We start from the raw sequence: 15890 nt of genomic DNA, 5'->3' as shown, positions 1-15890 counted from the left end.
GCGACAGGCCGCCCGTCAAATTTCCGTTAGGCCAGCAAAATTTTCCGGCGGCGTGTCACTTCGGTCAATGCCAGCACGCCGAAGAAGATGACCGGCGAAGACATCCAGCCGAGTACGGCGTCGGACAGATAGTGGCCGCCCCAGGCAACGCGCAGGGCCGGCGTCAAGAAAGCGACGATGACGAGGGGCGGCACGAGCAACGGCCGCAGCGGCGGAGGAATGAGGATAATCAGGCAAAACAGCCAACCTGCCCCGGCGGCCTCTCCCGAAATGAACGAGCAGTTATTGTTGCAGGTGCCGGCAAAGGACCCGGCAGGCTCGAACATGTGTTTGCCGCCGAAAATGTCGGTCTCGTAGGGACGGGGCCGATTCGAATGCGACTTGAGCCAGAGATTGACGAGGATGTACGGCCCGACGACGAAGGAGACGAGCGCTGCGCCGTAATAGCGCAGGTCGAGCTTTCTAAGCCCGCGCCGCCGTCGGCGCAGTTCCAGTACCGTCATACAGACCAAGATGATGGCGATGGCCGACGGCAGGAAGAACAGGAATTTGCGCAGTCCCTTGTGGAACTCGTCACGGCTGAAGGGGAAATGCCCGCAGATGCCGAGGGCATTCGGCGTTTCCTGGCAGGTGAAGGGCACGAAAAACCACTTGGCGACGATGAGGTCTATCTGTGGAAAGACGTGAAAGAAGCAGAGCGTCACCCACCACAGTGCGAATATAACGCAAAAGATCTGCGTATATGCGTAAGGACGCATCAGGCCGCCAGTTTCCCCGCTGGCGCCGGGTTTCCCCAAGTCAGTTGTCACGAAAAAATCCCGGATTCATTCCGTTTTGCTCCCTCGAACATGCGGTCCGTGCCTAACAGTCGAGTGCGACAGCAGAATGATCATCCGAGAGCCGGTTTTGCAGAACCGTGCATTTCGGCATAAGCAGCTTGCACTTGCGTTCAGACGATAAAACCCCATGATCGCTCCACGATCATGATGACAATGTTGCAGCGGAGAATCAATGTCTGCGAAATTCGAAATTTCCTTTGCCAAATCGGCCCGTATCGAGGGCGCCACGGCTGTTCTTCTCAAAACCTCGGATGGCGACGCACCTGCCGGTTCAGCCGTTGCCGATCCCGCCGGCGTCTTCATCAAGGCCGCCAAGGTGGCGCGTTTTTCCGCCAAGTCGATGTCGGTGCTGGATATCGTCGCACCGCAGGGTTCTGATGCGGATCGCGTGTTCGTTCTTGGTCTCGGCAAGGCGGGTGAGGTGACGGCGCATGATTGGTTGCGCGCCGGCGGTGTCGCCGCGTCAAAGATCGGCAAAGCCGAGGCGGCGGTTGTTTTCCTCGATGCGCCCGGTCTCGATGTGCAGCCGACCCAGGCCGCCGATTTTGCCCTCGGCCTGCTTTTGCGCGCTTACAGCTTCGATACCTACAAGACGAAAAAGGGGGAGGACGACGACAAGGCCAAGGCATCGACGGTGAAGGTCACGATCGTCACTGCCGATTCGTCGGCGGCGCAGAAGGCGTTTGCCGTTGCGCGGGCCGTTGCCGACGGCGTCAACATTGCCAGGGACCTCGTCAACGAACCGGCCAACATTCTCGGCCCGGAAGAATTCGCCGCCAAGGCGAAGGAACTGGAGAAACTCGGCGTCGATGTCGAGATCCTGACGGAAAAGGAAATGCGCAAGCTCGGCATGGGCGCGCTTCTAGGTGTGGCGCAGGGCTCCGTCCGCCCGCCGCGCCTCGTGGTCATGCACTGGAAGGGTGCCAAGAAGGAGCAGCCGGTTGCTTTCGTCGGCAAGGGCGTTGTCTTCGATACTGGCGGTATCTCGATCAAGCCGGCTGCCGGCATGGAAGAGATGAAGGGTGACATGGGCGGTGCCGCCGCCGTGACCGGCCTGATGCACGTGCTCGCCGCCCGCAAGGCCAAGGTCAACGCCATCGGCATCATCGGCCTCGTCGAGAATATGCCCGACGGCAATGCCCAGCGTCCCGGCGATATCGTCACCTCGATGTCCGGCCAGACGATCGAGGTGATCAACACCGATGCCGAAGGCCGCCTCGTGCTCTGCGATGCGCTTTGGTACTGCAACGAGCGCTTCAAGCCGAAATTCATGATCAACCTCGCGACGCTCACCGGTGCAATCATCGTGGCGCTCGGCAATACCCATGCCGGCCTGTTCACCAACAGCGATTCGCTGGCCGCCGAACTGACGGAAGCCGGTCTTGCCACCGACGAGAAGCTGTGGCGCATGCCGCTCGGCAAGGATTACGACAAGATGATCGACAGCAAGTTCGCCGACATGAAAAACACCGGTGGACGCCATGCGGGCGCGATCACCGCGGCGCAGTTCCTGAAGCGTTTCGTCGGCGAGACGCCGTGGGCGCATCTCGATGTCGCCGGCACGGCCATGTCGTCGCCGTCGAACGAGATCAACCAGTCCTGGGGATCGGGTTTTGGCGTGCGGTTGCTGGATCAACTGGTCCGCGCCCGCTACGAGGTCTGAGACCGGCGTGACCGAAGTCCTGTTCTACCATCTGACCGAGAGCAAGCTGGAAGACGCCTTGCCGCCGTTGCTCGACAAAAGTGTCGAGCGCGGCTGGCGGGTGACCGTGCAGATGAACGATGCCGCCTTGCGCGACAAGCTCGACGGCCATCTCTGGACGTTCCGCGACGACAGTTTTCTGGCGCACGGTCTCGATGGGGAGGAGATGGCGGAGGATCAGCCAGTGCTTTTGACGCTGACCACGGACAATGCGAACGGCGCGACCGTGCGGTTCATCATAGACGGCGCCGAACCGCCGCCGCTGGATGCCTATGAGCGCGTCGTCTTCATGTTCGACGGCTACGATCAGGGCCAGCTCGAAGCGGCTCGAGGTCAGTGGAAGAAGCTGAAAGGCGAGGGGCACAAGCTGACCTACTGGCAGCAGAATGCCGAAGGCCGCTGGGAGAAGAAAGGGTAAAGGCGGACGAAGCCGCCTTCCCATCTCAATCGAAGCTCGACTTGATTGAAGCCCGTCTTAATCGAAGAACGAATCGACGAACTTGCGCCGGCCGAGCATGAAGGCATCGGCGACATGCGTCAGCGGCGCCAGGTCGACATCCGACTGGCCGGCGGCAACGAGAGAGGCGAAGCGCTCGTAGAGGGCCGGATATTCGGCTTCCGGCGCGGAAAACTTCAGTTCGCCATTGACCGACAGCTTGGCGCCGCCTTCAGAGAGCACCATTTCGCCGGCGTCCGTGGCGGAGACGATATCCCAGCTCTGCTTGCCGGTCTGGCGCCAGTCGAATTCGGCGTGCACGTCGAGGCCGGCAATGTCCGTAAAGCGAAGATCGGCAGCGATCGGCGCATCGCGGTTTTCCGGGAATTCCAGGCTGGCCTTGGTGAGGAAGATTGCCCGCGGCAGGATATGCGTGACGATCGACAATGCATTGATACCAGGATCGAAGATGCCGAGGCCGCCGGCCTGCCAGATCCAGTCCTGGTTCGGATGCCAGTGGCGGACGTCTTCCTTCCAGATGACGTTGACGCTGCGGATCGTGGTGGCGGCGAGGAACGATTTTGCTGCCTCCACGGCCGGCGCATAGCGCGAATGCCAGCTGGCGAACAGCGTCAGGCCCTTTTCGTCGGCGCTCCGCTTCAGGTCCTGCACTTCGCTGAGGGTGGCGCCCGGCGGCTTTTCGAGGAACACGTGCTTGCCGGCGGCGAGCGCGGCATGGGCTGCCTCGTATCGATACTGCGGCGGCATGCACAGCGAAACGGCGTTGATTTCCGGTACGGCTTCCAGCATCGCGCCGATGGTCGGATAGCTCGGAATGCCGTCCACCGTGCCGTGACGGCTCGCGGTGGCGGTCAGTTCATAGCTGCCGTTGGCGGCGATGGCGGGGAGGTGCTGGTCGCGGACGATCTTGCCGACGCCGACGATGGCGAGCTTGATGGGGGCCATGATGGGAATGCTCTTTGACGGGTGTTTCGCTCGAAGTGTCTGTTTGCCGGGCAGTCTTAGCAGAAAGCCGCCCTTCGGCAAGGGCGGCTTTTGCGGTATCCGGTACGGAAAGGCTGTCCGATTTTACTCGGCGGAGGCCATCAGCATCGAGCCGGGCATGCGGCTGCGCTTGTAGCGAAGCGTCACCACCTTGTAGCCGTCGTTCTTTAACTGGTTGAGCAGGGCGGGCAGCATGGTGGCCGTACGTTTGTGGATGTCATGCATCAGGATGATGCCGCTGCCGCGCCGGCGAAGCGATTCCATCGTTCGCATGGTCACGGCCGAAGGCCCGACCTTGAAGTAATCCTTCGAATCGACATCGACATCCAGGACCACGAGACCGCGTCCGGCAAGCGCGCTGCGCAGCCGGCGGGTATCGGAAAGATAGGGGAAGCGGAAGAAACCGGCATTGACCGAAGTCGCCTTTTCGACCGCCTTTTCGCCGCGGGCGATTTCGGACAGGGCGCTGTCATATCCCATGCCGGCGAGGTTGCTGTGCCGGTAGGTATGGGTGCCGATGGTGTGGCCGCGCCGCACGACCTTGCGGGCAATCGCCGGATAGGTTTCCGCCATCTGGCCGACCATCAGGAAGGTCGCCTTGACGCCGTAACCGTCGAGGATGTCCAAGACCTTTTCCGTCTTGCCGGGCATCGGGCCGTCATCGAAGGTCAGGATCACTTCCTTGGGGCGCAGCTTCAATTCGCTGAGCGAGCCGACGGTCAGCGTCCGGCCGGAAAGTCCGCCGGGATGGCTGGGCTTAACCCAGGCGGCAGGCTCCATCTCCACAGGCTCGTTCGCACCCTTTTTATGGTGCAGCGGCGTGGTCGCGGCAAACGAGGTCTTGAGGGAGCCGGTTTCGGAATTGGGTTTGGTGCCGCAGCCCGTCAGGGCGAGGGTCACGGCAAGCAATGGAAAAAGAAGACGCGACGACATCAAATCACTCAACAAATCGATAATGTTGAGCAATTTTTCTCGATTATGGTTAACGAAGCGTTGCCGCAGCGCTGCGGACTTTAACTATTCTGCGGGTGGCGTTGGCAATCACATATCGCGCTACGCCGCCTCTTCCCCTTCTCCCCCGCGGGGAGAAGGTGGCCCAAGGGTCGGATGAGGGGGCCAAACGGACAGGTCTTGCCGTGTGGCACCCTCTCGTTCCACCCGCGGATGGCGGTTACCCCGCCATCGCCTCCTCATATTCGGCAGACAGCTCCAGCCACTGTTCCTCCGCCTCGTTCAGCTTGGCAAGCGCGGCGGCGCGCTCCTTCGAATTGGCGACGGCCTTGTCGGGCGATTTTTCGTAGAGCGCGGGATCTTCAAGTTCCTTGTCCAGAAGCTGAATCTGCTTGTTCAGCTTTTCCGTCAAGGATTCGAGATCGTTGATCTTTTTCTTCAGCGGCGCGTAGGTGGCGCGCTTTTCCGCCGCCGCCTTGCGCTGGTCGGCCTTGTTGCGGCTGTCGTCGGCCGCATCCGTCTTGGCAGCGCCGCTTTTCGGCTTGGAACTGGAGACGACGATGCTGCGATAGTCTTCCAGGTCGCCGTCGTAATTGGTCACGGTACCGTCACGCACCAGCCACAGCCGGTCGACGGTCGCCTCGATCAGGTGGCGGTCGTGCGAGATGAGGATGACGGCGCCGGGATAGTCATTCAGCGCCTGGATCAGCGCATTGCGGCTGTCGATGTCGAGGTGGTTGGTCGGTTCGTCGAGGATCAGCAGGTTCGGCGCATCGAAGGCGGCGATGCCCATCAGCAGTCGCGCCTTTTCGCCGCCCGAAAGATCCTTGGCCGGCGTGTCCATCTTTTCCGTCGCCAGGCCCATCTGGGCGACGCGGGCGCGCACCTTGGCTTCCGGTGCCTCCGGCATCAATCGCCGGATATGCTCGACAGCGCTGTCCTTCGGCACGAGATCGTCGAGCTGGTGCTGGGCGAAGAAGCCAATCTTCAGGTTCGGCGCCGTCCGCACTTCTCCGGTCTCGGCGGTGAGCTTGCCGGAGATGAATTTCGCGAAAGTGGACTTGCCGTTGCCGTTCGAGCCGAGCAGGGCGATACGGTCGTCATTGTCGATGCGCAGGTTGAGGCGCGTCAGGATCGGTTTGCCGGGCGCGTAGCCGACGGCGCCGCTCTGGACTGCGATGATCGGCGAGGCGGGCTGCTTTTCCGGCTCCGGGAAGGTGAAGCCCTGGACATGGTCTTCGATGACGGCGGCAACCGTGCCCATGCGCTCCAGCGCCTTGATGCGGCTCTGCGCCTGCCGCGCCTTGGTGGCCTTGGCGCGGAAGCGGTCGATAAAACTCTGCAGATGTTTGCGGGCGGCGTCGTTCTTCGCCTTCGCTTTCATCTGCAGCTCGTCGGCTTCCGCCTTCTGGCGTTCGAACTGGTCGTAGCCGCCGCGATAGAAGGTGAGCTTCTTCTGGTCGAGATGAATGATCGAGTTGACCGCCGTGTTCAGAAGGTCGCGGTCGTGGCTGATGATGATGACCGTGTAGGGATAGCGGCGGATATAATCTTCCAGCCACAACGTGCCTTCGAGGTCGAGATAGTTGGTCGGTTCGTCGAGCAGCAAGAGGTCCGGCTCGGAAAACAGCACGGCGGCAAGCGCCACGCGCATGCGCCAGCCGCCGGAGAAGCTGGAGGCCGGACGCGCCTGCGCCTCGTGGTCGAAGCCGAGGCCGGAGAGAATGCTGGCGGCACGTGCTTCCGCCGAATGCGCCTGGATATCGGCAAGCCGCGTTTGGATTTCGGCGATCCGGTGCGGGTCCTTTGCCGTGACGGCTTCGGTGAGCAGCGCTTCGCGCTCCTTGTCCGCTTTCAGCACGATCTCGATCAGCGGTTCCTCGGTGCCTGGCGCCTCCTGGGCAACCTGCCCGATGCGCGCCTGACGCGGCATCGACACCGATCCGCTCTCGCTTTCCATCTCTCCGGTGATGATGCGGAAGAGTGTGGATTTGCCGGCGCCGTTCCTGCCGACAAGGCCTGCCTTCGTGCCCGCCGGAAGCGTCACGTTGGCCTGGTCGATGAGCAAGCGCCCGGCAATACGGGCGGAGAGGTTGGTGAGCGTAATCATGCCGGCGTTTTCGCCGAACTCCATCGGGAACGCAAGAGCGTGCTGGCGACGGTCTGCCGCATTCCCATCCGGGGCGATTGAAGGCCGGTGACCGATGTCGAGTGCAATTCCACCGTGCTTTCCTCGTTTAAAGCAGGATAGGAAGCAATAATAAGTATATTTCAAATTGCATAAATTGATATTTATCAATTTCGTCGCTGTTTTCAGCATTTTCCATGTAATAAAAAAATCTATTTATCAATATTGGCGGTGAACATGGAGGTATTGAAATAATAACGATTTTTTAATTACGTTATCATAATGTAGTCCAGCACGGAAACCGCCGTCTGTTGGGGGCTTGGCGATCCGGCATCCAATTTCGGGTGATCAATCCAATGAACCGTGTCGTTGTCGCGGCCCATTTCTGTCTGTTTCTGGCGCTGCTGATCGCAGTCTGGGCGCTGCCCAACGGACGTTTTGTGCTCGTCGTCACGGATCCTTCCGCCCCGGCCGCTCACATGCTGTCGGTCATCGGAGATGCCGGAGGGGCCTTCGTCGGCCCCGGCCGGCGTCCATGGATGGCGATCGCCTATTCCGACGCAAAGGATTTTCCGATGCGTCTCATGCAATCCGGAGCACTTCTGGTGCTCAACCACAGTTTGGCCGTCGGCTGCCTACAGAGGGATATCAAATGAATGCCTTGAATCGACTCCGCGAGAAGATTGCTCCGGCTATCTTCGGGCTTGTCTGGATCAATGTGTTGCTCATCATTGCCCACACCGTCTTTCGCGATGAAGGTTTTGAGATCCTTCCGGTATTGGCCGCCGTCGTCGTTGCGGTTGCCGTCAGCGTCGGCTGGGTCACGGATCGCACCGGTCCGACGACGCGCGTCGTGACGTCGATGGCGCATGCCGCAACCGTCGCGATCCTCGTCTATACGTTTTCCGGATCGCCGCTGCAGATCGACATCCACATGTACTTCTTCGCCTCGCTGGCGATCTGTGCCGCCTGGATAGACTGGCGCGCGCTGATTGCCTATTCGGCGTTGGTGGCCGTGCATCACCTGCTGCTGTTCGTCGCCGCACCGCTGGCCGTTTTCCCCGGCGAGTCCGATTTCAGCCGCGTCGTTCTCCATGCTGTCGTTCTGGTCCTGCAGACGGCGGTCCTGATCACGCTGGTGCGCGCCGTCAGCCTGTCGTTCTTCTCGGCTGAGGAGGCGATCACCCTGGCCCAGGAGGCTCAGCACAACGAGAAGGAAATGTCGGAGCGGGCACGCGCCGCCGACCGGCAGGCCGAAGAGCAGCGCCGCCAGCACGAACACGAGCGCCAGACGGAAGCGGCAGCGCTGGAATTTGCCGTCGAAAAACTCAAGGCAGCCCTGTCGGATCTTTCGCGCGGCGATCTCGCCTGTCGCATTTCCGAGAACTTCAAGGGCGATCTCGATGGCCTGCGCAGTTCCTTCAACCTGTCGGTCGAAAATCTCGAAGCAGCCATCGGCCAGGTCAGCTCGATCACCAACAGCGTGCGCAACGGCGCAAGCCAGATCAGCGAAGCCACGCAGGATCTTTCCGCCCGCACCGAGCGCCAGGCGGCCTCCATCGAGGAAACCCTGAGCTCCTTGACGCAGGTGACCGAGGCGGTGCGACGCACCAGTGCCGTCGCCGACACAGTCGGCAAGCTGGTGGCAAACACCAGCAGCAGTGCCGAACGGTCGGGCCAGATCGTCACGACGGCCGTCGATGCCATGGGTCGGATCGAGACCTCCTCGCGCGAGATCAGCAACATCATCGGCGTCATCGACGAGATCGCCTTCCAGACCAACCTGCTGGCGCTCAACGCCGGCGTCGAAGCGGCGCGTGCTGGCGAAGCCGGCAAGGGTTTCGCCGTCGTTGCCCAGGAAGTGCGCGAACTGGCCCAGCGGTCGGCAACCGCCGCCAAGGAAATCAAGCAGCTGATCAACGCCTCGGGTGAACACGTCAACAGCGGCGTCACGCTGGTTGGCGAGGCCGGGGAAGCCCTGCGCGCCATCGCCGGCCAGGTCGCCGAGATGAACGTCCACGTCGCCACCATCGTTTCCGGTGCGCGCGAGCAGGCGGCCGGCCTTTCGGAGATCAATGCGGCGATCTCCAGTATCGACAACAACACCCAGCGCAATGCCGCGATGGTGGAGGAATCCTCCGCCGCGACGGTGGCGCTGGCCAATGAGGCGACCACCCTGGAGGATCTGCTGTCGCGGTTCCGCACCGCCGCAAAGGGTGCACGTCAGGCGCGGCATCGCTACGCGGCCTGACCCAAAAAGCAGGCATGAACAGAAAAGCCGCGGTTGAGCCGCGGCTTTTTTCGTTTGGAGGGGCAGGTGTCGTTTCAGACGGCGAAACGGATCGGATGCCGGGCGTTGTTCTTTGCTGCAGCGAGGGCAGCCTCGGCATTGACCTGGAGCTGTGCTGCCGAAGGCGCCGAGGCGGAGAGGGCGACGCCGATCGAAACCGTCAGCGTGGCATCGGCGCCGGCATCGGACGTGGCGAAAACGAGGTTCTCCTCGATCGTGCCGCGAAGCCGCTCGCTGATCGCCTTCATGTCGTTCTGGTCGACGTCGCTGAACACGAACGCGAAATCGTCGCCGCCGATGCGGGCGACGAAGTCGTTCTTCTTCACCGATTTGCGGAAAATCGAGGCGAGGCGCTTCAGCAGCCGGTTGCCCGCCTGATGGCCGAATTTGGCATTGACGAGGCCGAAATGGTCGATATCGGCGAGGATGACCGCCGTGCGTTCGGGTGTGCTTCCCTCAGCGTAAAGCGAATCGAGCCGCTTTCGAAAGGCGATGCGGTTGGGCAGTTGCGTCAGCTTGTCGATCAGCATCGTCTTTTCGACGGCGCCGAGACCCCTGGTGAGTTTGTCGAGGGCGGCTGCGCCATCGCCGAGCGTCTTGCCGAGTGCCGTTTCGACGGTGACGAATTCGGTCATGGCTGCAGTGAGATAATCGAGCGACGCCAGCGTTTCCGCGATGTCGGTATCGTCTTCGCGCAGCGAGCGGGAGGTCAGTTCCAGGGCGCGCAGGAACGTGCGCTTGTGCGACAGGCCCGTGGCAAGCTGCTCTTTGAGGCCGCGCAGCAGTGCGCCGGTTTCCGTCTGCGCCTTGACGGCGGCGACGCCGCAATGGCCGACCAGGCGGTGATAGAAGCCCATCTCGTCCAGTTCCGCCTGGCGCGGCTGGTCGCCCAGGGCGGCAAAATCCGCCGAGAGTTCCGGATTGCGCCCGGAGAGCGCTTCGAAGACAAGTTCGTAGTTGCGGGGCAGGGCGGCGATGCCGCGCCGCGCCATGACCTGCATGATTTTTTGCGCATCGGCGGATACGGTTGCACCGCCGTCTTTCGATATTGCCACCAGAGCGTTCTTCATATCGGCCCCGCCATCCCGGCCGTCTTGTTTTCGTGCGGCCCACAACCTCCGCTATGCGCCGCCGGTGTTAAGATCGGCTGAATATGCCGTTGGGCTAAAACTTTTCTCCGCCAACGCGGTTAATGACGGCTTGCCTGCCTCACACCCACTTCGCCCCTTCGCCACGCAGGAAATAGGCGAGGTCCAGCCCGAGGCTCGGCTGGCCCAGCGCCGTGAGGATCGTGTGGCACTGCCCCCGATGGTGGGTCTGGTGGTTGAAGACGTGTGCCAAAGCCGGGGCGAGCGGCTGGGTGATTTCGGTGGGAGCGGTGATCGGTGTGTAGGTGAAGGTGCCGGAAAGGGCGTCTGCCTCGAGGCCGGCGATCCAAGCGATGATCCTGTGGTCTTCCGCCCGTCGCGCCTCCGTCAGCGCCGGCAGGTCGTCGTGGAGGATGGCATTCAGGGTTGTCGGTGCCGTTCCGGTTCCGGTGAAGCGCTTCATCCAGATGCGATCGGCGGAAAGCAGATGGTTGAGCGTTGCGTGCAGCGATCCGAAGAAGGCGCCCATATCCTTGCGATAGTCTGCATCGCCAAGGTTTGCGGCCGCGGCGTAAAGCTGTTCGTTGGCCCAGCGATTGTAGTCGGCAAACATTCCAAAATGCTTGAGCATGGCTCTCTCCCGGTTTCTCGCATGCTATCGCCAAAACCCGTCACGAAGGATGATCGCTGCGATGAATTTTCGTGATTTGATTCTTGGTCACGATTGTTTTCCTATGCCTCAGTTTTCGAGACAAAGGAGCCGTCGATGAGCAGAATCCTCTATTCCCTGTGTGGTGCCGATGTAGAGCGGCCGTTTTCGCCGCATTGCTGGAAGGTGGTGATGGCGCTCGATCACAAGGGCCTGGAGTTTTCTGAAATGCCCGGCCCCTTCACCGCCATACCCACGGTCGAAAACGGCTTCTCGAAAACGGTGCCGGTGCTGCGTGACGGTGATCTCCTGGTGCGCGACAGTTTTGATATCGCGCTGTACCTCGATGAAGCCTATCCGGACCGGCCGTCGCTGTTCGGCGGCGAGGGCGGGAAGGCGCTGTCGCGTTTCGTCGAGGGTTTCTCCCAGACGTTGCTGCATCCGGCCATCACCAAGATGGCGCTGCTGTCCATCCACGGCATGCTGGCCGACAAGGACCAGGCCTATTTCCGCGCCAGCCGCGAAGCGCGTTTCGGCAAGACGTTGGAGGAGGTGGCCGCCGAGGCCGAAGCGGAGAAGGCTGCCTTTCCCGCCAAGCTGGAGCCGCTGCGGCACATGCTGAAGTTCCAGCCGTATTTCGGGGGCGAGACGCCGCTTTTCGCCGATTACATCGTCTTTGGCGCATTCCAGTGGGGACGGATCACCGCCGGCCTGACATTGTTTGCCGATGAGGACCCGGTCGGTCATTGGTTCGACCGGTGCCTGGATCTGTTCAATGCGCGCGGGCGGACTGTGACACCGGCGTGAAATTGCCGCCGGCCTCTTGTTTTCGGGCGTTCGGGCGGGTAAACACCGCCCACTTTCCCTACAAGAAGAGGATATGAGACATGGCGATTGAACGCACGTTTTCGATGATCAAGCCGGACGCGACGAAGCGCAACCTGACCGGTGCCATCACCAAGATGCTTGAAGACGCCGGCCTGCGCGTCGTTGCTTCCAAGCGCGTCTGGATGAGCAAGCGCGAAGCCGAAGGCTTCTACGCCGTTCACAAGGAGCGTCCGTTCTTCGGCGAACTCGTCGAAGGCATGACCTCCGGCCCGACCATCGTTCAGGTTCTCGAAGGCGAAAACGCCATCCTCAAGAACCGCGAAATCATGGGCGCCACCAACCCGGCCAACGCCGACGAAGGCACCATCCGCAAGACGCACGCTCTGTCGATCGGCGAAAACTCCGTTCACGGCTCGGATGCTCCGGAAACCGCTGCCCAGGAAATCAAGTACTGGTTCTCCGACACCGAAATCGTCGGCTGATCCAGCTTCTGCGCCGATGCGCGGAACCTCCTGATCGGAATCGAAAAACCGGGGCGGCAACGTCCCGGTTTTTTCATGCCGGACATCCGGCGTCGGGCGAATAGTCGGCTGTTCCATCCGCCTTGTAGACCTCCGGATTTTTCGTGTAGACCGGGCCGATCACCAGCGGTTTTGCCGGCAGGATGGTCTGGTCGAGGTTGGAAACGACGGTGGTCTCCAGCGATTGCAGCAGCTTGCTGTCGCTGTCGAGAATGCGGATCTTCACCGCGTAACGCCTGTCCTTGACGATACAGTGCAGCGGTGGGCTCTCGAGCACGATCTTTTCCCAGAACGGATAGATTTTCGAGCGTGTGGTCAGCGGCGCGCCGCCGCGCGGATTTTCATATTCCGCCTCGACCACGCCGTTTTCCGGCAGCGGCGCCTTGCGCTGCAGGGTGATGACGTAGGTGGCTGTCGCCACGCGGTAATTAAAGACGAAAAGCTTGCCGGAAATCTCCGTCAGCCCGTCCCCGGAATCCCGCTGGCACGCGGCCAGCAAGGTAAGCGCGACGAGGCCGGAATATCTTAGAAATTTCAATGTCATGTCGCAATCTCCTGCCTCTTGCGGTGATAATGGCGGCTGGCCTTGGCACGGTTGCCGCAGACCGCCATGTCGCACCAGGCCCGGCTTCTGTTTTTGCTGCGGTCGAGGAACAGCCAGCAGCAGTTTGGGCAGATCTTCATCCGCTCCGTCTCGGGACCGGCGATGAGCCGAAGCGCCGAATGCGCCGTCGCCAGACCGAGATCGTCTGCCGACGGCGCCTGCCGCAGGATGGTGGCGGCATTCTCCAACAAGTCTGCAAGCTCCAGACGCGCGTCCTCACCTTGAACCCTGCGTCGAAAATGCCCGTCTATGGCTTCACGCAAGGAGATGAACGCGGGGCGATCCTGCTTCCGCACCGGCTTCAACGGCCCGAACAGTGCCCGTTCGGCACAAAACGCACTGGCTGCGCGCGGAAAATCGTCGATCTGTTCGGCCACGGCGAAGCGATCGATACGGCGCGCCGGGTCAAAGCGCAGGACGACGCTGTTGGCGACATCCAGCGCCAATGCACCACCGGCGAAACGATGCGGGGTCCAGGCAAAGGTCATGGCAAAATTATAACTGGCAAAATCAGTTTTACCAGTTATTCTTTCATAGGGAACCGGGAGCCTTCGCCATGTATCTGCTGCAGCAGCTTGCCAATGCGATACCGCTCGCCGCGCTCTATGCGGCGCTCGCCTTCGGTTATGCCATCGCTTTCGGCGTCACCAAGCGCGCCGATCTGACCTATGGCGCCTTGTTTGCTTTTGCCGGGCAGATCTACGTGCTGTTTGCCGATATCGGCTGGAACCGGCTGTGGCTCGTGCTGCCGGCGGCGCTGGCGCTCGGTGCTGCCTGTTCGCTGGCCTTCAGCGGTGGCGTGGCTTTTATCGTCGGTCGAAACGTCATGGCGCAGGTCGTGCGCCGGTCGCCGAACACGGTCATCGTCGCCGGACTTGGCGTCCTGATCTTCCTGATGGAGACTGCCCGTCTGGCTTCGGAAACGCGCAGCCTGTGGCTGCCGCCTTTCCTCAACCGGCCCGTCGTCTTCGTCAGCGATGGCGCCTATCCGGTGACCTTGACAGTGATCCAGTTGCTGAATTGTGCGGCAATGCTTCTGATCATCGCATCCGGTGCGGCGTTGCTGCGGTTCAGTTTCGTCGGCCGTATCTGGCGGGCGGTGACGGACGATCCCAAGGCAGCCGAACTCTGCGGCATCAATGCCGTCAGGGTGTTCCTGCTGTCCTACTGGGTTGCGGCGATGATCGCTGCCGTCAGCGGTATCCTCGCCACATCCTATTACGGCAACATGGATTTCGGCTCCGGCCTGATGTTCGGCCTCAAGGTGCTGATGGTCGCCTCGATCGGCGGCTACACCGACCCGCTGCGATCGGCCGGCGGCGCGGCCCTGCTCGGGCTGGTCGAGACGATCTGGAGCGCTTTTGCGCCCATCGTCTGGCGTGACCTGTTCGTCTTTTCGCTGCTGGTTTTCGTGCTCGTCGTCAGTCGTCGCGAAAAGGTCATTCCCTGACGCTCAGCCCTGCCACTTGTCTCTGGCATGGTCGTCGGCATCCTTGGCCGAGATCCAGTCGCCGGCCTTACCGTCGCGCTCATGCTCCTTCTTCCAGAAGGGGGCCGAGGTCTTGAGATAGTCCATGACGAAATTGGCGCCGTCGAACGCGGCCTGGCGATGCGGCGAGGCGGCAATGACCAGCACGATGTTCTCGCCGGTGGCGATGGTGCCATAGCGATGGATGGCCGTCAGGCCGAGCAGCGAAAAGCGTTCGATGGCAAGCGTTGCGATGCGGGTGATCTCCGCCTCCGCCATGCCGGGATAGTGTTCCAGCTCCAGCGCTTCCAGCCGGCCGTTTTCGCCGCGGCAGAGGCCGGTGAAGGTGACGACGGCACCGATGTCATGCCGACCTTCCGTCATCAGCTCGATTTCGGTCTGCTGGTCGAAATCTTGATGCTGGACGCGGACAGTGGGGGAAATGGTCGTCATGTCGTCACTCCTGCGAACCGATGCCCGGCTTTGTGCGGGCTCAGGACGTTGGTCGGCCACGCCGGCCACGTGCTTACCCACCCGTCATCGGCGGGAACAGGCCGATTTCCCGGGCGCCGGCAATTGGCTCGTCATGCTCGACATGTTCCTGGTCGATCGCCACACGAATGACGTCGGGGAACTGCAGCGCTGCTTCATATTCCTCGCTCAGGCCCTTGAGATGACTCAGGAGATCGTCGACCGTCACCACCTCGGCCGGCAGGGACAACTCCTCCTCGGCCTTGCCGATCCGCTCGCGCACCCAGGCGAAATAGACGAGCTTCGTCATCTCATTCCTCGTTGACGATGTGCTTGAGGCCGGCGCGGAAATAGTCATAGCCGGTGTACATCGTCAGGACCGCCGCAACCCACAGCAGGACGATGCCGATCTGTGTCGTATAGGGCAGGACGGTGTCGCCGGCCGGGCCGGCCAGCAGGAAGGCAATGGCGACCATCTGCACCGTGGTCTTCCACTTGGCGATACGCGTCACCGGTACGCTGACCTTGAGTTCGGCAAGATATTCGCGCAGGCCAGACACCAGGATCTCGCGGCAGAGGATGATGATCGCCGCCCAGAGCGACCAGCCGGCAATCGTGCCGTCGGCAGCGACGAGCAGCAGGATCGAAGCGATCAGCAGCTTGTCGGCGATCGGATCGAGCATTCGACCGATGTTGGAGGTCTGGTTCCAGATACGGGCGAGATAACCGTCGAAGAAATCGCTGATCGAGGCGATGACGAAGATCCACAAAGCCGCCCAGCGGGCGAAGTCAGAGCTTTGCAGCCGGCCTTCGATGAAGAAGCAGAGCACGATCAGCGGCACGCAGAGGATGCGGCCGTAGGTGAGAATATTCGGTATGCTATATGCGCGGGAAGCCATTCTATCCTGCC

18 protein-coding genes are annotated in these 15890 nt (G+C 61.6%); 7 read left to right on the top strand and 11 right to left on the bottom strand.

Annotated elements, in window-relative coordinates:
* Positions 1–26: 26 nt before the first annotated feature.
* Positions 27–809: a phosphatase PAP2 family protein gene (locus ACSQ3I_RS19825; RefSeq protein ID WP_436001714.1), complete on the bottom strand. Its 783-nt coding sequence runs from the start codon at positions 807–809 to the stop codon at positions 27–29.
* 202 nt (positions 810–1011) lie between these two features.
* Here ACSQ3I_RS19825 and ACSQ3I_RS19820 point away from each other — a divergent pair, with 202 nt between their 5' ends.
* Both ACSQ3I_RS19820 and ACSQ3I_RS19815 read left to right on the top strand, forming a co-directional pair.
* A complete protein-coding gene (locus tag ACSQ3I_RS19820) occupies positions 1012–2502 on the top strand; it encodes a leucyl aminopeptidase (RefSeq protein ID WP_436001713.1) in 1491 nt (496 codons plus the stop codon).
* A 7-nt stretch (positions 2503–2509) separates the two neighbouring features.
* Positions 2510–2959 (top strand): DNA polymerase III subunit chi, encoded by a 450-nt coding sequence (locus ACSQ3I_RS19815; protein ID WP_436001712.1) that lies wholly within the window; start codon positions 2510–2512, stop codon positions 2957–2959.
* Between the two features lie 57 nt (positions 2960–3016).
* Here ACSQ3I_RS19815 and ACSQ3I_RS19810 read toward each other — a convergent pair whose 3' ends face one another.
* The 3 genes from ACSQ3I_RS19810 to ACSQ3I_RS19800 all read right to left on the bottom strand — a co-directional run bounded on the left by ACSQ3I_RS19810 (position 3017) and on the right by ACSQ3I_RS19800 (position 7043).
* Positions 3017–3943, bottom strand: a complete 927-nt coding sequence (locus ACSQ3I_RS19810; protein ID WP_436001711.1) for a Gfo/Idh/MocA family protein — start codon at positions 3941–3943, stop codon at positions 3017–3019.
* 123 nt (positions 3944–4066) lie between these two features.
* Positions 4067–4915 (bottom strand): polysaccharide deacetylase family protein, encoded by an 849-nt coding sequence (locus ACSQ3I_RS19805; protein WP_436001710.1) that lies wholly within the window; start codon positions 4913–4915, stop codon positions 4067–4069.
* Between the two features lie 238 nt (positions 4916–5153).
* Positions 5154–7043: an ABC-F family ATP-binding cassette domain-containing protein gene (locus ACSQ3I_RS19800; RefSeq protein WP_436001709.1), complete on the bottom strand. Its 1890-nt coding sequence runs from the start codon at positions 7041–7043 to the stop codon at positions 5154–5156.
* A gap of 374 nt (positions 7044–7417) precedes the next feature.
* Between ACSQ3I_RS19800 and ACSQ3I_RS19795 the strand changes: the two genes are divergently transcribed.
* A complete protein-coding gene (locus tag ACSQ3I_RS19795) occupies positions 7418–7717 on the top strand; it encodes a hypothetical protein (RefSeq protein WP_436001708.1) in 300 nt (99 codons plus the stop codon).
* Positions 7714–9312, top strand: coding sequence for a methyl-accepting chemotaxis protein (locus tag ACSQ3I_RS19790; protein WP_436001707.1), 1599 nt, complete (start codon positions 7714–7716; stop codon positions 9310–9312). The genes ACSQ3I_RS19795 and ACSQ3I_RS19790 overlap by 4 nt, the downstream gene beginning before the upstream one ends.
* A gap of 74 nt (positions 9313–9386) precedes the next feature.
* On the opposite strand, the gene ACSQ3I_RS19785 is transcribed toward ACSQ3I_RS19790, so the two are convergent.
* Together ACSQ3I_RS19785 and ACSQ3I_RS19780 are read right to left on the bottom strand one after the other, a co-directional pair.
* Positions 9387–10421 (bottom strand): diguanylate cyclase domain-containing protein, encoded by a 1035-nt coding sequence (locus ACSQ3I_RS19785; RefSeq protein WP_436001706.1) that lies wholly within the window; start codon positions 10419–10421, stop codon positions 9387–9389.
* Between the two features lie 139 nt (positions 10422–10560).
* Positions 10561–11070 (bottom strand): DinB family protein, encoded by a 510-nt coding sequence (locus ACSQ3I_RS19780; RefSeq protein ID WP_436001705.1) that lies wholly within the window; start codon positions 11068–11070, stop codon positions 10561–10563.
* A 135-nt stretch (positions 11071–11205) separates the two neighbouring features.
* Between ACSQ3I_RS19780 and ACSQ3I_RS19775 the strand changes: the two genes are divergently transcribed.
* On the top strand, positions 11206–11895 hold the full coding sequence (locus tag ACSQ3I_RS19775) for a glutathione S-transferase family protein (RefSeq protein ID WP_436001704.1): 690 nt from the start codon (positions 11206–11208) through the stop codon (positions 11893–11895).
* A gap of 80 nt (positions 11896–11975) precedes the next feature.
* Positions 11976–12398, top strand: a complete 423-nt coding sequence (gene ndk / locus ACSQ3I_RS19770; protein ID WP_028736091.1) for a nucleoside-diphosphate kinase — start codon at positions 11976–11978, stop codon at positions 12396–12398.
* 73 nt (positions 12399–12471) lie between these two features.
* Here ndk and ACSQ3I_RS19765 read toward each other — a convergent pair whose 3' ends face one another.
* Complete coding sequence (locus tag ACSQ3I_RS19765) at positions 12472–12981, bottom strand: hypothetical protein (protein WP_436001703.1); 510 nt, start codon at positions 12979–12981, stop codon at positions 12472–12474.
* A complete protein-coding gene (locus ACSQ3I_RS19760; RefSeq protein ID WP_436001702.1) occupies positions 12978–13529 on the bottom strand; it encodes a CGNR zinc finger domain-containing protein in 552 nt (183 codons plus the stop codon). The genes ACSQ3I_RS19765 and ACSQ3I_RS19760 overlap by 4 nt, the downstream gene beginning before the upstream one ends.
* A gap of 68 nt (positions 13530–13597) precedes the next feature.
* Here ACSQ3I_RS19760 and ACSQ3I_RS19755 point away from each other — a divergent pair, with 68 nt between their 5' ends.
* The gene (locus ACSQ3I_RS19755) at positions 13598–14491 is read left to right on the top strand and encodes a branched-chain amino acid ABC transporter permease (protein WP_436001701.1); all 894 of its coding nucleotides are present in this window, start codon (positions 13598–13600) and stop codon (positions 14489–14491) included.
* 3 nt (positions 14492–14494) lie between these two features.
* On the opposite strand, the gene ACSQ3I_RS19750 is transcribed toward ACSQ3I_RS19755, so the two are convergent.
* From ACSQ3I_RS19750 to pgsA, 3 genes are all read right to left on the bottom strand, one after another.
* Complete coding sequence (locus tag ACSQ3I_RS19750) at positions 14495–14962, bottom strand: molybdenum cofactor biosynthesis protein MoaE (protein WP_436001700.1); 468 nt, start codon at positions 14960–14962, stop codon at positions 14495–14497.
* A gap of 73 nt (positions 14963–15035) precedes the next feature.
* Complete coding sequence (gene moaD / locus ACSQ3I_RS19745) at positions 15036–15290, bottom strand: molybdopterin converting factor subunit 1 (RefSeq protein WP_436001699.1); 255 nt, start codon at positions 15288–15290, stop codon at positions 15036–15038.
* A gap of 1 nt (position 15291) precedes the next feature.
* Entirely contained in the window at positions 15292–15879 is a 588-nt protein-coding gene (pgsA, locus tag ACSQ3I_RS19740) for a CDP-diacylglycerol--glycerol-3-phosphate 3-phosphatidyltransferase (RefSeq protein ID WP_436001698.1), read from the bottom strand.
* Positions 15880–15890: the final 11 nt, after the last annotated feature.

The organism is Rhizobium sp. LjRoot30 (assembly GCF_964253915.1).
Taxonomy (GTDB): Bacteria; Pseudomonadota; Alphaproteobacteria; order Rhizobiales; family Rhizobiaceae; genus Metarhizobium.
The sequence above is the reverse complement of the archived record's forward strand: the minus strand, read 5'-3'. Positions and strand labels throughout refer to the sequence as shown.

Bases quoted from the DNA above. Each gene is read 5' to 3' on its own strand.
- ACSQ3I_RS19820 (WP_436001713.1), top strand. From the start codon at position 1,012: ATGTCTGCGAAATTCGAAATTTCCTTTGCCAAATCGGCCCGTATCGAG.
- ACSQ3I_RS19810 (WP_436001711.1), bottom strand. From the start codon at position 3,943: ATGGCCCCCATCAAGCTCGCCATCGTCGGCGTCGGCAAGATCGTCCGC.
- ACSQ3I_RS19805 (WP_436001710.1), bottom strand. From the start codon at position 4,915: ATGTCGTCGCGTCTTCTTTTTCCATTGCTTGCCGTGACCCTCGCCCTG.
- ACSQ3I_RS19800 (WP_436001709.1), bottom strand. From the start codon at position 7,043: ATGATTACGCTCACCAACCTCTCCGCCCGTATTGCCGGGCGCTTGCTC.
- ACSQ3I_RS19795 (WP_436001708.1), top strand. From the start codon at position 7,418: ATGAACCGTGTCGTTGTCGCGGCCCATTTCTGTCTGTTTCTGGCGCTG.
- ACSQ3I_RS19790 (WP_436001707.1), top strand. From the start codon at position 7,714: ATGAATGCCTTGAATCGACTCCGCGAGAAGATTGCTCCGGCTATCTTC.
- ACSQ3I_RS19785 (WP_436001706.1), bottom strand. From the start codon at position 10,421: ATGAAGAACGCTCTGGTGGCAATATCGAAAGACGGCGGTGCAACCGTA.
- ACSQ3I_RS19780 (WP_436001705.1), bottom strand. From the start codon at position 11,070: ATGCTCAAGCATTTTGGAATGTTTGCCGACTACAATCGCTGGGCCAAC.
- ACSQ3I_RS19775 (WP_436001704.1), top strand. From the start codon at position 11,206: ATGAGCAGAATCCTCTATTCCCTGTGTGGTGCCGATGTAGAGCGGCCG.
- ndk (WP_028736091.1), top strand. From the start codon at position 11,976: ATGGCGATTGAACGCACGTTTTCGATGATCAAGCCGGACGCGACGAAG.
- ACSQ3I_RS19765 (WP_436001703.1), bottom strand. From the start codon at position 12,981: ATGACATTGAAATTTCTAAGATATTCCGGCCTCGTCGCGCTTACCTTG.
- ACSQ3I_RS19760 (WP_436001702.1), bottom strand. From the start codon at position 13,529: ATGACCTTTGCCTGGACCCCGCATCGTTTCGCCGGTGGTGCATTGGCG.
- ACSQ3I_RS19755 (WP_436001701.1), top strand. From the start codon at position 13,598: ATGTATCTGCTGCAGCAGCTTGCCAATGCGATACCGCTCGCCGCGCTC.
- ACSQ3I_RS19750 (WP_436001700.1), bottom strand. From the start codon at position 14,962: ATGACGACCATTTCCCCCACTGTCCGCGTCCAGCATCAAGATTTCGAC.
- moaD (WP_436001699.1), bottom strand. From the start codon at position 15,290: ATGACGAAGCTCGTCTATTTCGCCTGGGTGCGCGAGCGGATCGGCAAG.
- pgsA (WP_436001698.1), bottom strand. From the start codon at position 15,879: ATGGCTTCCCGCGCATATAGCATACCGAATATTCTCACCTACGGCCGC.